Annotated in this window: 11 protein-coding genes; 5 read left to right on the top strand and 6 right to left on the bottom strand. The window is 62.3% G+C overall.

What is annotated here, in order from left to right:
- Positions 1-2 precede the first annotated feature (2 nt).
- Complete coding sequence (locus NKJ77_RS16835) at positions 3-1,838, top strand: ABC transporter ATP-binding protein (RefSeq protein ID WP_023745197.1); 1,836 nt, start codon at positions 3-5, stop codon at positions 1,836-1,838.
- A 47-nt stretch (positions 1,839-1,885) separates the two neighbouring features.
- Here NKJ77_RS16835 and NKJ77_RS16830 read toward each other — a convergent pair whose 3' ends face one another.
- Entirely contained in the window at positions 1,886-2,158 is a 273-nt protein-coding gene (locus NKJ77_RS16830) for an exopolysaccharide production repressor protein (RefSeq protein ID WP_023711266.1), read from the bottom strand.
- Between the two features lie 591 nt (positions 2,159-2,749).
- Between NKJ77_RS16830 and NKJ77_RS16825 the strand changes: the two genes are divergently transcribed.
- The 3 genes from NKJ77_RS16825 (at position 2,750) to NKJ77_RS16815 (ending at position 6,137) form a co-directional block, all read left to right on the top strand.
- Complete coding sequence (locus NKJ77_RS16825; protein ID WP_023668816.1) at positions 2,750-3,427, top strand: sugar transferase; 678 nt, start codon at positions 2,750-2,752, stop codon at positions 3,425-3,427.
- Positions 3,428-3,644: 217 nt separating this feature from the next.
- Complete coding sequence (locus tag NKJ77_RS16820; RefSeq protein ID WP_032885928.1) at positions 3,645-4,868, top strand: polysaccharide biosynthesis/export family protein; 1,224 nt, start codon at positions 3,645-3,647, stop codon at positions 4,866-4,868.
- Between the two features lie 177 nt (positions 4,869-5,045).
- Entirely contained in the window at positions 5,046-6,137 is a 1,092-nt protein-coding gene (locus NKJ77_RS16815; RefSeq protein WP_352535491.1) for an acyltransferase family protein, read from the top strand.
- A gap of 10 nt (positions 6,138-6,147) precedes the next feature.
- Here the strand turns inward: NKJ77_RS16815 and NKJ77_RS16810 are convergent, their stop codons facing one another.
- The 5 genes from NKJ77_RS16810 to NKJ77_RS16790 all read right to left on the bottom strand — a co-directional run bounded on the left by NKJ77_RS16810 (position 6,148) and on the right by NKJ77_RS16790 (position 13,491).
- Positions 6,148-7,431, bottom strand: coding sequence for an O-antigen ligase family protein (locus NKJ77_RS16810; protein ID WP_352535490.1), 1,284 nt, complete (start codon positions 7,429-7,431; stop codon positions 6,148-6,150).
- A gap of 277 nt (positions 7,432-7,708) precedes the next feature.
- Positions 7,709-8,536 carry an SDR family NAD(P)-dependent oxidoreductase gene (locus tag NKJ77_RS16805; RefSeq protein WP_023831210.1) on the bottom strand — a complete coding sequence of 276 codons (828 nt, stop codon included), beginning with the start codon at positions 8,534-8,536 and terminating at the stop codon, positions 7,709-7,711.
- Positions 8,537-8,632: 96 nt separating this feature from the next.
- Positions 8,633-9,118 (bottom strand): acetone carboxylase subunit gamma, encoded by a 486-nt coding sequence (locus NKJ77_RS16800; RefSeq protein ID WP_023668821.1) that lies wholly within the window; start codon positions 9,116-9,118, stop codon positions 8,633-8,635.
- Positions 9,115-11,319, bottom strand: a complete 2,205-nt coding sequence (locus tag NKJ77_RS16795) for a hydantoinase B/oxoprolinase family protein (protein ID WP_352535489.1) — start codon at positions 11,317-11,319, stop codon at positions 9,115-9,117. Before NKJ77_RS16795 ends, NKJ77_RS16800 begins: the two co-directional genes overlap by 4 nt.
- Before the next feature lie 12 nt (positions 11,320-11,331).
- Positions 11,332-13,491 (bottom strand): hydantoinase/oxoprolinase family protein, encoded by a 2,160-nt coding sequence (locus NKJ77_RS16790; RefSeq protein WP_352535488.1) that lies wholly within the window; start codon positions 13,489-13,491, stop codon positions 11,332-11,334.
- Between the two features lie 110 nt (positions 13,492-13,601).
- Here NKJ77_RS16790 and NKJ77_RS16785 point away from each other — a divergent pair, with 110 nt between their 5' ends.
- Positions 13,602-14,381 carry a helix-turn-helix transcriptional regulator gene (locus NKJ77_RS16785; protein ID WP_352535487.1) on the top strand — a complete coding sequence of 260 codons (780 nt, stop codon included), beginning with the start codon at positions 13,602-13,604 and terminating at the stop codon, positions 14,379-14,381.
- Positions 14,382-14,388 lie beyond the last annotated feature (7 nt).

The following is a 14,388-nucleotide window of genomic DNA, read 5'->3' as shown; positions in this document are numbered from 1 at the left end:
ACATGTCCGCATCGCAGATCCTGCGCTTTTCGTTTTACCGCGATGTCGCCGGTTTCGGCGCCGCCATGGCCCGGATCGGCGGGCGCAGGACCTTCACGGCATTGCTGTTCCTGATCCTGGGAAGCCTGACCGAAGGCATCTCGATCCTGCTTCTGGTGCCGCTGCTGCATCTGGTCGGGCGACCCGAGCAGAATTTCGCGGTCAGGTTGCCTGACCGCGACTGGGTGCGCTGGCTGGCTCCGGACGGAACGCTGCAATTGACCACGGTGCTTTGCCTGCTGGTCGGGCTTGTCGCGCTGCAGGCAGCGTTCAACCGCTATAAATCCGTCTACATGGCGCGGCTGCTGCTCGACTTCATCAATCGCCTGCGCATGAACCTGTTCGAGAGCATCGGCAAGGCGCGGTGGGGGATATTCGCGCGCATGCGCAGCTCCGATCTCGACCATGCGCTGACCGGCGATATCGACCGCGTGCAGTCGGCGGCGTTCTCGCTGCTGATGCTGGTGCAGATCACCGTGCTTCTGGCGGGTTATCTCGTTGTCTCGCTGTTCATTTCGACAGTGATGACGGCGTTTGCCATTGTCGTCGGCATCGTCACCTTCCTGGCGCTGCAGCCGTTTCGGGCACGAGCCAGCGCCTTCGGCCGGGTTTTGACCAGCAATCGCCAGGAGCAGTACCGAACGGTCTCGGAGTTCCTCGGCGGCATCAAGGTGGCCAAGAGCCTGAATGTCGAGGCGACCTATTACGCGCAGCTTCGCGCGACGCTGGAGAAGATGAAGGCCGACAACATCAACTATGTCCGCAACAGCACCATCGGCACCGCTCTGTTCCAGGTCGCCAGCGTCATTGGTCTGAGCCTGTTCATCTATGTCGCTTTGGTCCGCTTCAACCTCTCGCTGGCCGAGATCGTTGTCCTGCTTCTGGTGTTCATGCGCATTGCGCCGCGCTTCATGGACATGCAGATGCAGGCGCAGCAGGTGCTGATCAATCTGCCGGCCTATGCCTCGATGCGCGACATGCAGGCGCGTTTCGATGCCGAGCGCGAGCCGGCAAACCTCGAATCGGATGCCAAGCTGTCGCTCGATGTCGGGCTCAACATACGCAATGTCTCCTTTGCCTATGAGGCGGGCGGCAAGCCGGTGGTGAGCGATGTCACCTTTGGCCTACCCGCCGGCAAGGTAACGGCGCTGATCGGTCCGTCAGGATCGGGCAAGAGCACGCTTGCCGACATGCTGCTTGGCCTGCTCGAACCGAGCGAGGGCAAAATCCTGGCCGATGGCGTCGAGATCGGCGCCGCCAACCGCCGGCGCTGGCGCGACCAGGTGGCGTATGTGCCGCAAGACGTGTTCCTGCTGCACGATACGATCGCCGCCAATCTGCGCCTTGCCGCGCCGCAAGCCAGTGACGCGGAGCTGTGGACTGCACTGCGCGCTGCGCATGGCGCCGACTTCGTCGAGCGGCTGGAGTTGCGGCTCGACACGGTGGTCGGCGACCGCGGCGTCCGGCTCTCGGGCGGCGAACGCCAGCGCATCGCGCTGGCGCGCGCGCTGCTGCGCAAACCTTCGCTGCTCATTCTCGACGAGGCGACCAGCGCGCTCGACTGGCAGAACCAGTCCCTGATCGCCAAATCGATCGACGGCTTGCGCGGATCGATGACGATCCTGACCATTGCGCACAGGCCATCGATGATCGCCTTCGCCGACTGGGTGGTTGCAGTCGAAAACGGACGAATCGTCGAAGTCGGGCAATATCAGAGGTTGAAAGCGAAGGCCGGCAGCCGCCTGTCGAAAATGCTTTCAGGCGAGCAATCCGAACCCGAGCCGGCCGAAGCAGGCTGAGTCCGGCTGCAAGATGATCCGAGGCCGACCTTGCGGCTTCAGACTGTTCAATGCACGCTGCGCCTCGCCGAGAGCTTCTCGCCTTCAACCGCCTTGTCGGCGCCGAGGCTTCTTTCGGCGTCGCGAGCCCTGTCGGCCGATGTCGGCGCGCTCCTGGCGATCATAACATACACCAGCAGGAAATAACCGACTTGGATGAGGACAGCGCAGCCGATGACGCGAAGCACCGTTGTGGTGACCGTCGCGCCGTCGACATAGGACCACGCGACCACGATCGCGAGGGCGAAAACCATTCCAATGACGAATTTTGGTAATGACATGTTCGGCGGCCCGTCAACCGGCCCGAGCATGCAAAAGCGATGACTTACCCACCCGAGTATCTCCCCATTCGCCATGCGAGCTTATTTAGCTGCTCTTTTTCGGCCGGTTGCTTCCGGCCTTCCCAACCCATCCAGACTCTATCAGGAATAATTTGCGACTCTATTAAGGCGCGAAACTGACGGCAAGGGCAACCAGCAATAATTTTCGGCTTGGCGGCGGCTTGGACTCCGCCATGCTGCGATGCACACGCAGGGGTGGTGGCCTAACTCGTCATGCGCTTTATACTACAGTAGAATCTGCAATGTTGATTAGTATTTTACTTGATTAATTTAGCAAAGCCAGTGATTCGAAAATCAGTTAAAGCCGTTCCCTCTGCGGCAAAGGACGATTTGCCCAAAACCCGCCGAAAAAAGGCATTACATTTCCTACGGTTGCTAATTATTCGTCACAAACCCGCCATAAAGGGCAAAATTTGGGCAAGGAGGGTTCCTGACGTGACTATTTCAGCCATATGGGAAATTGTGTGTTGCGCTGCAGCATTTTTTTGGTATCGTGGCATAAACCATCCGTTCAACGTATGGAGCTTTTGCATGAGGGACGTTGCCAAGTCGGCTAATGCGGCATTTTCGCATGTCGGCGTAGATTTTCCGCCACCCATCGGCGGGCTGCTGAAGCGCAGTTTCGATATTTTCGGTTCACTTGTCGGCCTGGTGGCGCTTAGCCCGCTGTTCCTGATGGTGGCCCTTCTGGTCAAGCTTTCCGACGGCGGCTCGATCTTCTACGGCCACAAGCGCATCGGACGCGGTGGGCGGATTTTCCCCTGCCTCAAGTTCCGCACCATGGTCGAAGACGGCGAACGTGTGCTGGCCGCCTATCTCGCGGCCAATCCGGAAGCCAACGCCGAATGGATCGCGACCCGCAAGCTGAAGAACGATCCGCGCGTCACCCGCGTCGGCGCCGTTCTGCGCAAGCTCAGCCTCGACGAGCTGCCGCAGATCATCAACATCCTGCAGGGCGACATGAGCCTTGTCGGGCCTCGCCCGGTGGTGCGCGACGAGCTTGAGATCTACGGCAGCGCCGCGGTCTATTATTTGAAGTCGCGGCCGGGCCTGACCGGGCTCTGGCAGGTCAGCGGACGCAACGATGTCTCCTATGACAGTCGCGTCGCGTTCGACCGTCACTATGTCGAGAACTGGTCGCTGTTCGAAGACGTTCGCATCATCCTCAAGACCGTGCCCGCGGTGTGGATGTCGCGCGGTTCCTACTGACCGACCGCAACTGGTCAGCAGTCGGGCCGGCACGGCCCGAAGCCAATCCGGTCCAAAGCTATTCGGCGATGGGCCGGTCTCGCATTGCAGCCATAGTGTTCTGCCAGGTTCCGAAGGAGGCACTCGGCAGCAGGCCTATCGGGCGGATGGGGCCAAAACGGATCGGAAACGTCAGTTGAAAACAGACATATCAGCGTATTTTCGCCTTGCCGGCCCGATGCGGCCGGCACGGCTCGTCGCCACGTGCCTCGCTCTGTCACTCGCGGTTCCGGCCATGGCCGACGAGTACCGGCTCGGCTCGCAGGACAAGCTCAACATCCGCGTCGCCGAGTGGCAGACGGTGGAAGGCACGTTCCGTGACTGGTCGGCGGTAAACGGCGAATATTCGGTCGGTCCAGCCGGCAATTTGTCGGTGCCGTTCGTCGGCGAACTGCCGGCCGCCGGCAAGACCACGTCAGAGGTTGCGGCCGCGATCAGCGTCGCCCTGCAGCGCAAGCTTGCCTTGTCGGACAAGCCGGAAGCCTCGGTGGAAATGGTGCAGTTCCGGCCGTTCTACATCTCGGGCGAGATCCAGACGCCTGGCCAGTTTCCCTATGTGCCGGAGCTGACCGTGCTCAAGGCGATCAGCATCGCCGGCGGCATCCGGCGCAACGCCGATTTGGGCACCCAGCTCGGCAAGGACCTGATCACCGCCAAGGGCAATTTCGACATTTATGACGACCAGCGCGTGCGGTTGATCGTCAAGCGTGCCCGCATCGATGCCGATCTCGCCGGCAAGGAGAGTTTCGAGGCGCCTAAGGAAGTTGAGGGCGACCCGCGCCTGGCGACAATCGTCGCCGACGAAATGCAGATCCTGATCTCCGACCAGAAAGCGTTGAAGCTGAAGCTGCAGGCGCTTGACGATCTGAAGGGGGTCCTGCAGTCCGAAATCGAGGCGCTGCAGAAAAAGATCGTCAACCAGCAAAAGCAGGTCGACCTGGCGCAGCAGCAGGCGGACAGTATCGGTCCGCTGGCGCAAAAGGGCCTGGTCGCCAACGCACGCCTGCTTTCCTCGCAACAGTCGGTCACCGATCTGCAGGGCAAGATCCTGGACTATGAGACGGCGATCCTCACCGCCAAGCAGTCGGTCAGCAAGGCGACGCAGGATGCCATCGATGCCCAGAACACGTTGAACTCGAGACTTGCCGCCGACCGGCAGCAGGTCGAAGCAGACCTCAACGAAGCCGCACTCAGGGTCAACATGCAACAGGGCCTGATGGCCCAGGCATCGGACCCGGCCACGACCGCCGCCATCACAAACAACAATGAAGAGCCGGCGCTCATCTATTCGCTGGTGCGCGTGACCGACGGCAAGACCAGCGAGATCGACGCGAAGGAAGATACGCCGGTGCTGCCGGGCGACGTCATCAAGGTGAAGCTGGCGCCGACGGCCAGCCAGTAACCTGTTTGTTTGGAGCAATTCCGGACGGAAATCCGTTTCCCACTTTTCCCGGAATTGCTCTAGCGCGCGGGCGCGCGCGGCGCGGCCCGCGCGATGGAGGCGGGAGGAACCAGTTCGGCTCGTTCGCGCCAGGGTGCGGGCGGGAACTTCCGTTTTTCGACCGCTTGAAGGCATTCCATGCAGCCCGCCGCACCGCGCCACGTCTACCTCAATCTCGATGCCATCCGCGGCGTCGCGGCGATCAGCGTCATGCTCTACCACTTCTCGCCGTTCCTGGCCGCCGGCAAGGTGCTGCCGTCGAGCTATCTGGCGGTCGACCTGTTCTTCCTGCTCAGCGGCTTCGTCATCGCGCATGCCTATGACCGCAAGATCGAAAACGGCATGGGCTTCGGCACGTTCCTGGCGATCCGCCTGATACGCCTCTACCCGCTCTACCTCGCCGGCACGCTGCTCGGTTTCTTCTATCTCATCGTCAAGAACCGGCTGATTCCGGCGGAATACATGCCGATCTCCGAGATCGGCACCATGCTGACGACCGGCATGTTCTTCATCCCGCTGGTCAGCGATGCCTATCACACGATCTTTCCGCTCAACCCCGCCTCGTGGTCGCTGTTCTTCGAGCTGATCGTCAACATAGCCTATGTCGCCGTCTTCTTCCTGCTGACGAAACGCGTGCTGAGCACGCTCATCGCCGTCAGTCTGGTGCTGCTGGTCATCGCTTCGATCGTGGCCGGCACCCTCGACTTCGGCATGACCGGATCGACTATCATCGGCGGCCTGCCACGCGTCTGTTTCTCGTTCTTCCTGGGCGTGCTGCTTTGCCGGTCCATGACACGCTATCAAAGCGGGCTCGGCTTTCTGCGGCGCGGCTGGTGGATAGAGGCCGCGATCGCACTGACGCTCGTTGTCTTTGCCATCGCGCCGGCCGGCGGCGCGCGCGTCGCCTACGATCTCGCCTGCGTCGTCCTGGTCTTCCCGGCGCTGGTGGTGGTCGGCACCATTGCGCCGACGGCGCCGCGCCTGTCAGGCCTCTATGGCTGGCTGGGGCGGATTTCCTACCCAATCTACATCATCCACACGCCGCTGCTGATGATCATCGCCGGGGCGGGCAAGGCCGCAGCGATCGACCCGTTCGCGCATCATCCCTGGTTCGGCATCGTCATGGCGGTTTCCGTCATCGTCATCGCCGACATCGCCACGCGCCTCTATGACGAGCCGTTGCGCCGCTTCCTGCAGCGGCTGATGCTGCGCAAGCGCGCCGTCGCCTGAGATAAGCAAGTCAGACGCGCGCCGGCATGCGGCCGTTGGCGGTGTTCTCGTCCGGCACCGGAACATAGGCCCGCCTTGCCCTGGCGAGCGGCACCGGGCGCAGCTTGAACAGGCCGTAATAGACGATGAACGAGGCCATGAAATAGGGGCCGAGGATCTCGACCTCGAAGAAGGAGCGGATCAGCATCATGCCGACCGCGCCGGCGAGCACCACTGAATCGGCGCTCCAGTCACCGAACACCACCTTCGAAACATGGCCCCAGAAGGAGCGCAGGATGATCAGCGCCAGCATCGTCACGCCGATGAAGCCGAGCTCGACCAGCGTCTCGATATAGGTGTTGTGGAAATGGAAGCCGGTGCGGGTGGAGATGTAGAACTCGGCCCAGAGCCGTTCCGGATCGGCAAAACCCTGGATCCAGTAGGCGGCATAGCCATAACCGAGCACCGGACGCTGCTGCGCGGCGGCCCAGCCCTGTTCCCAGAGATAGGTGCGGCCGGTCAGCGTCGAATCCTTGCCGAAGATGCCGAGCACGACATCGAGCAGGCCAAGGTTCAGCGCAGCCATCACACCGCCGACCAGCGCGGTAGCGCCGACGACGAACAGCACGCGGCGGTAGCGGCGTGACAGAACCTTGCTCATGGCAAGCAAGGCAACGACACCGATCACCGCCGGAAGCGAAGCGACCGACGTCGCCGAGTGGGCGATCGCCAGCATATAGACCGACAGCAGGATGATCGGCGCGGCCCAGACGAAGCTCATCCAGTTGCGCCGGTAGAAGGCCAGAAAAGCGAAGCAGAAGAAGATGCCGAGCGAGGCGAAGAAGCCGATCTGGTTCTTGGAGCCGAAGGCGCCGACGAAATTGGTGGTGCCGTCGATAGTGTCGAGCGCATAGGCGCCAACCTTCAGCGAATACAGCAGCACGATGAAGATGCCGATCAGCGAGCCCAGCACCAGCGTGCGCGTGCTGATGGTGCGCGCCGCGATGTAGGCGCACAGCATGTGGGAGAAATATTGCAGCCCCGCCCGCGCGCTGGTGCCGGCCGCTTGCGACCAGAACAGCGACAGGCAGACATAGGCCGCAAACAGCAGCGGCAGCCAGGCGCTGGAGAGATCGCGGGCGAAACGCCGGTAATCGACGAACAGCAGCGGCAGCCATACCAGAAAGTAGGCGAGGATCAGGATCTGGCCGAAATTGGTGGAGTAGGCGAAGGCAAAGACCGACACCGCAACGGCGAAGGCGGCATAGGCCTTGTTGTTGTCCGGATCGATCAGAATGGATTTCGGGATCTTCATATCCGTACCGGATTTCTCATGCTGCCGCCTTTCGGCTGGGCTGAAGCGCCCATGGTCGGCTTTTCTGCGTCATGCGCGATCGCCGGAACCTGCCCTTGCCGGACCCCGATCAGCGGGCATCCATTGTGCAGTGCACAATATAACCTCTCTATCGCCTGTCACTCAATGGTAAATTTGCCGCGAGGGGTAAAGTTGCTGCAGGCAGGGCCAAAACGACCATGCAACCGACAAATGGCGTTAATGCGGCTCGCTCGTTCGAAAATTCAAACTGTGGCCGCTACCACAGCGCTCCGCCGGTGATCTGGATGTTTTCCATGGTGATGCCCTTGGCCAGATCCGAGCACAGGAACACGGCTAGAGCCGCGATTTCCTGCGGCTGCAGCATGCGCTGCTGGGGATTGCCCTTGGCGATCTCGGCCATCGCTTCCTCGGCGGTTCTGCCCTTGCCCTCACGCTCGACGACCTGCGCCACGTTGCGGCGCATCAGTTCGGTCTCGACCCAGGTCGGGCTGATCATGACGCAGGTGACACCGTGCGCGGCGCCTTCCAGCGCCACGCAGCGGGTAAGGCCGAGCAGCCCGGCCTTCGAGGCGCAGTAGGCCGGGTTGTCCTTCCAGCCGACGGAAGCCGCTGTCGAGCCGATGTTGACGATACGGCCCCAGTCGCGCGCGATCATGCCGGGCAGCACAGCTCGGGTGACGCGGAACGCTCCGCTGAGATTAGTGTCGACGATCTTGTCCCACAGTGCGTCGGAATGGCCGCAGACCGGCTGTTCGGCGGTGGTGCCCGCAGCATTGACCAGTATGTCGGCCGGGCCGATGGCGGCTTGTGCGTCAGCCGCAAACCGGTCGGTCACATCGCTGTCGCGGACATCGAGATGGGCGGCATAAACCCTGGTGCCGTGTGCCGACAGGGCCAACCGCACGCGCTCGATTTCGTCGGCGCCGGGATAATAGGCGGCGTCGGATCTGTCGGCGCCGGCGGGCGCGATGTAGGAGCCGACGGCGACATTGGCGCCGGCTTGCGCCAACGCCGTCGCAATGGCGAAGCCCATGCCGGAAAACCCGCCGGTGACGATCGCGCTGCGGCCGGAAAGGTCTGTCATGGGCAGTGAATCTCCGATGCCGACGTTTGATGCGATAGTCTTAGACCCAGCCCGGTGACGAGCGCTACCTTGCCTGCAGCGCTGGTCACCACGTCGCTAAAGCGGTTTGCCCAGCCACTCGCGATAGAAGCCTTCGAGATCGGGTTCGAAATCATGCACGATCGGATAGCCGGGTGCTGCCGCCTCGACCTCGTGCATGGTGCCGCATTGCGGGCAGATAAATTCGCGGATTTCCATCCATTGCGGATCGGGGATATCGCTGTTGGGATAGATCTCGCGCAGCGCTTCCTCGGTGTTTCGCACGTTGATCGCAGCCTTGAGCTTCCAGTTCTTGCGGTAGTCGCCGAAAGAGTGGCCGCATTCGCAGCGGGTGATCCGTTCATCGCCGCTTTGGCAGATGAAGAGGTGATCCGAGACCGGCAGCAGGATCGGGTCCTTCCATGCGACACGGTCCTGATAGACGGCGAGCATCTTGAAGAAGCGGTCGTCGTCCTTGTAGGCGCTCATGATGCGCTTTGTCTGAGGCCAGGGCAGCTTGCCGGCTGAGAGATCGCCGAGGACTTCCTTGCTGTATGAGGTCATGGCTTTGCTCCCGGCATGAAGATCGATCTGGCGTCGATGGTCCAGAAATCACTGAAATCCCTGGTGAAGCGCGACGATAGCTTGATCGCGCTGGCATACATTTTCTTCACCTCGGGCGCGAAGTCGGCCTTCTCGACACGGCCGCGTTCGGCAGCGATCCAGTCCGAAACCGGGATCGCCTTGGCCAGACGCTCTCTGCGCATGGCGGCACGACGTTCGACGGTGGCGTCGATATCGGCAACCGGATAACCCTCGGCGTCGTCCTTCAGCACGATGCCGAAAATCTGGATCGCCGCCTGGCGGGTGAGAAAACCGTTCTCGACATCCCAGGCGGTCTTGACCGGATCGCGCTCCAGCACGTCGCCGTAACCGCCGCCACCATTGTAGGAATGGCTGAAGATGTCCCCCGACTTGTGCGGCGAGGTGATGTAGGGGCCTTCGACCACGGCATGGTCGCCGCCGATGTTCTTCTCGTAGTCGGAGACATGCGGATCGATACCTGGGGCATGCGCGAGCGGTTCGCCTTTCGCCGCCAGTTCGTGGATGTTGGAGTTGCGCACCGCGCGATGCTTCTGGCAGGTCGGCGCGGGATAACCGCCGCACATGCCGCCATTGTCGAATACCCGCGAGGAGTGTTCCGAAGTGTGCAGTCGCAGGTGCGAGGTCTTGTTGATCAGCCAGGTCGAGACGAAGGAACAGCCGCCGCGATATTTGCCGGCGCCGCCCGAATTGGGCATCATCGAGCGGCCGATATAGACCATCGGCATCGACTGTTCCCAGACCTCGATGTTGCCCATGTCGGATTCCGGATTCCAGCCGACATAGGCGGTGTCGAGGCCATCGGCGATGGCGAGCGCGCCGGAGCCGGCGGCGGCGCATTCGAAATGCGCCATGCCGAACGGCGTGCCGTACTGGCTTTCGCCGCCCATCTCGATCATCGGGCTGTTGACCTGGCCGACGAAGGCTTCCTCGACGAAGCCGCGCGCGACGAAGCCGCGCGACAAAAGGCGCTGGAACACGCCATAGGCCGGCAGCAGCAGCGCCCAGGATGTGGCGGTCGCCACCATCTCATTGTCGGGGTTGGTCCAGGTGCCGTGCGGCAGCTTCAGCTCGGTCGCCATCCAGGCGCCGTCATTGACCAGGCCCTCGAAATTCATGTGCTGGGTCAAGGTGACGAACATGCCTCCATCCATGCCGGCCGGCGTGCAGTTCATCGAATGGTAGCCCCAGGGCTGCGTGCCCTCGAAGTCCATGGTGATCTTGCCGTCGGTGGTGATCTCCATCTCGATCGGGATGTTGTAGAGCCAGTCGGGATCGCCAAGCAGCTGGAAGCCGGGCTTGCCCGCTGTGACATGGCCATAGAAGGTGTGGCCGCGATAGATGCCGGGCACGGTGAGCTGGCGGGTGCGGGCGAGCTGGGCACGACGACCCTCCTCGATGAACTCCTTCGATACCTTCATCCAGCAGTCGAGGCCGATCTCCGAGATCAACTGCTTGACGCTTTCGCGCATGTCGATGCAGGAGGCAACCTTGGCCTTCTCGTCGAGCACCCAGTAGATCGGCATGCGCAGATTGCGCTCGCAGCGGATGACGTAGTCGCGCCGGATCTCGTCATTCTCGCCGATCTTTTCGGCGCAGACGAACAGGCCTTCGGTGAAGCGCTCCTGCGCCAGGCAGACGTCGCCGCCGGGCGTGATGCCGCCGGCCTCCAGCTCGTGGCAGACGGCACCTGCCCAGCCGACCAGCGTGCCTTCATGGAAGATCGGCACCACGTCCATGACGTCGGGCACCTGCACGGTGCCGATGAAGGCATCGTTGTTGGCAAAGATGTCGCCTTCGCGGATCTTCGGGTTTTCCTCGTAATCGTTCTTGATCATCCACTTGATGAAGCGGCTCATCGTGTGGACGTGGACCATGATGCCGTTGGACAGCGCGATCGCATCGCCCTCGGGCGTATAGATCGCCACCACCATTTCGCCGACTTCGCGCACGCCGGGCGAGGCCGAGATGCGGCGGGCCATTTCGCGGGCCGAGACGCAATAGGCGCGCAGCTTGGTGTGCAGCGTCTCGAATTTCAGCGGGTCCTGGTTGCGTAGCGTGAGCTCGGTGATGCCGTCATAGCAGCCGGTCTCTTCCATCAGCCGTTCTGATTCGAGCAGCCGTTCGCGCAGGCGCAGGGCCGAGGCAGGTTTGTCCAACATGGCGGTGCCCTTTCAAGAATGGGTGTAATGCAGCAGCGTCCACTCATCGACATGGACACGGTCCTGCGGATGAACAACGAGCGTGGTGGCGGGATGTTCGATGATGGCCGGACCGATCACCTCATGGCCGGGCTGCAGTAGGTCCATCTCGTAGAGATTGGCCTTGTGCCAGCGTCCCCCGATATAGGCCTCGCGCACGCCCTTGTGCGCTGCTGCCGGGGCCGACTTGCCGAGCGGGCGCTTCAAGAGCACCGGCTTGACCTTGTCGGCGGTGGCGATCAATCCGAGCTCGGTGATGGTGAAGCCGGCTTCGCCATAGCGCGAAACGCGATGGTTGACCTTGGCGTAGACCGCCTCGAATTCGTCGATGACCCTACGCATGTCGTCAGCCGAATTGACCTCGGCAAGCGGTGCCATGACCTCGACATCCTCGAGCTGGCCGGTGTAGCGCATCATCAGGAAAGGCACGGTCTTGATCTTGTCTCTGATATGGCCGTCGCTGATCATCTCGTCGACCGCCGCCTTGGTGAGATCATTCCAGACGTCGGTGACCTTCTTGCCGAAAGCGAGCAGCTCGTCATCGCTTGCGCGGGCGCCGATGTCGTGCTGCGTCGAGACCGAATGCCGACGCATGAAATCGGCGGTGGTGCAGCCGAAGGCCGAGAAGGCGGCGGCAAACTGGAAGGTGATGATGTCCTTGAAGCCGATGCCCCTGGAGCAGCCGGCCAGATGCAGCGGACCCGAGCCGCCATAGGACAGCAGCGTGAATTCCGAGGGATGGATGCCCTGGCCGGAGATGACCCGGCGCAGCGCGTTGTTGGCATCGGCTTCCAGCATGTCGATCATGCCTTCGGCAGCCTCCTCGACACCGACGCCAAGGATGCTGGAGCATTTTTCCTCAAACGCTTTGCGCGCCTTCTCGACCTGCAAGACGACCTTGCCGCCGAGGAAATAATACGGGTTGAGGCGGCCTAGTATGGCGTCGCAATCGGCGATGGTGGGTTCAGTGCCGCCCTTGGCGAAGCAGATGGGGCCGGGGTCGGAACCGGCGCTTTCCGGCCCGAGCGAGACTTTCTTGGTCAGCGGGTCGACCTTGAGGATCATGCCGGCGCCGGCGCCGATCGTGTCGAGATGCAGCGTCGGCACGTTGAGCTTGAAACGGTCCATCAGCGGCTCGTTCTCGATCCGCGTCTGGCCGCGCGAGATGACGCCCATGTCGAAGGAGGTGCCGCCCATGTCCGAGCAGATCAGGGAGTCGTTGCCGATGAGCTTGCCGACATAGGCCGCGCCGAGAATACCGCCGATCGGGCCGGAAATAATGGTTTCGTGCAGGCGCGGATGGTTGATTGAGGTCAGGCCGCCAAAGGACAGCAGCGTCTGCACGCCGTATTTGAAGCCGTATTTTTTCGAAACGTCCTCGATACCCCTAAGCTGCTTGCGGCCGCGCGACGTCGCGTAGGCTTCGATCAGCACCGAGTTCAGCCGCGACTGTTCGCGGATGACCGGGCGGACCTCGTGGCTGGTGTAGATGAGGATGTCGGCGCCGGCTTTCAGCACCTCCTCGCGGCATATCTCGGCGATGCGCTTTTCGTGCACCGGATTGACGTGCGAGAAGATGGTCATGATGCAGATCGCCTCGACCTTGTCGGCAATCAGCTTCCTGGCCGCAATCGCGACTTCATGCTCGTAGAGCGGCAGCACGATGTCGCCGAACTGGTCGATGCGCTCGGTGACGCCATGGGTGCGACGGCGCGGCACCAGCGGATCGGGATGGTGGTGCGTCACCGCATGCAGCCGGTCGGCATAGGAATAGTCGGCCCAGGCCTGCAGGCCGCGACCCATCAGGATCATGTCTTCGAGACCCTTGGTGGTGATCAGGCCCAGCCGGCGCCCGGTGCGCGACAACAGTGTGTTGAGCATGCCGGTGCCGGAATAGAGCACGACGTTGACGCCGGAGAACAGCTGCTCCAGCGAGATGCCCCAGGCATCCGCCGCGTCTTCGGCCGATGCGAGGAAGCCTTCGGCCTCGTTCTTCGGCGTGGTTGCCGACTTGCCGATCTTGAAGTGGCCGTCCTGATCGACAAGGATCGTGTCGGTCATGGTGCCGCCGGCGTCGATGCCGATGACGATTGGATTGCCGACGATGGGGCTGGTGAGGTTGGGTTGGGTCACGGTCGCCTCGGGATTGCTCTAGGATGGCTCAAGCTAGATTCCTTGGGCGGCCTTGCGCCATATGCCAAAAGACACAATGACCGCCGGACCGGGATCGCCGAGAAAAGGGCATGCGCATGGGCAATATCTGGGGGCCGCTCGCCAGGGCGATTGCCGCCACCGGTACGGACAGGCATGTCGACTGCCTGATTGACCTGATCGGCGCCGATATCGAGCACGATCTCGTCACCGTGACACGATATTCGGCGACGCAGACGCCGGAATTCATCAAGCACCGGCGCTTCTCCGACGAGATGGTCCGGCGCTATCTCGACAATTACTACGTCTTCGACCCGTTCTATGCCTCGTGGCGGCGTGAGCAGAGGCTGGGCATCCTGCCGCTGAAGCGGCTTGCCGATGACGAGGCCAAGCGCGGCCAGTACATAGCCGGCTTCCTGGCGCAGTCGGAAATCTGCGATGAGGTCGGCATCATGCTGGCCGATGGCGGCGACTGGTGCCTCGGCATCTTCCTCGACCGCTCGACCTCCACCTTCAAGGAGAGCGAGATCGCCCTGCTGGACGAGCGGCTGCCGGTGTTCGAGGCGCTGCATGCACTCGACATTGAGGCGCGGGGGACGGAATTCTCCCGCACATCGGCGCCGACCGGCCCCGGCGCCTCGCCCCGGCAGGAGCCGACCATCCCGGCGAGCCTGTGGCCGGAACTGTCGCTGCGCGAGCGGGAATTGGTTGAGTTGATCCTGGCGGGACATCCGACCGCCAACATCGCGGAACGGCTCGGCATCGCCGTCGGCACGGTGAAGAACCACCGCCGCCGCATCTACGAGAAGCTCGACATAACCACCGAACGGGAGCTGTTTTTGCAGTTCTTCCAGCATCGGGCAGACGGTTAGTCCGCCA

The organism is Mesorhizobium sp. M0052, assembly GCF_040323255.1.
In the GTDB taxonomy this organism is placed as follows: Bacteria; Pseudomonadota; Alphaproteobacteria; order Rhizobiales; family Rhizobiaceae; genus Mesorhizobium.
Note: the sequence above shows the minus strand (reverse complement) of the source record. Positions and strands in the feature narration are given on the sequence as shown.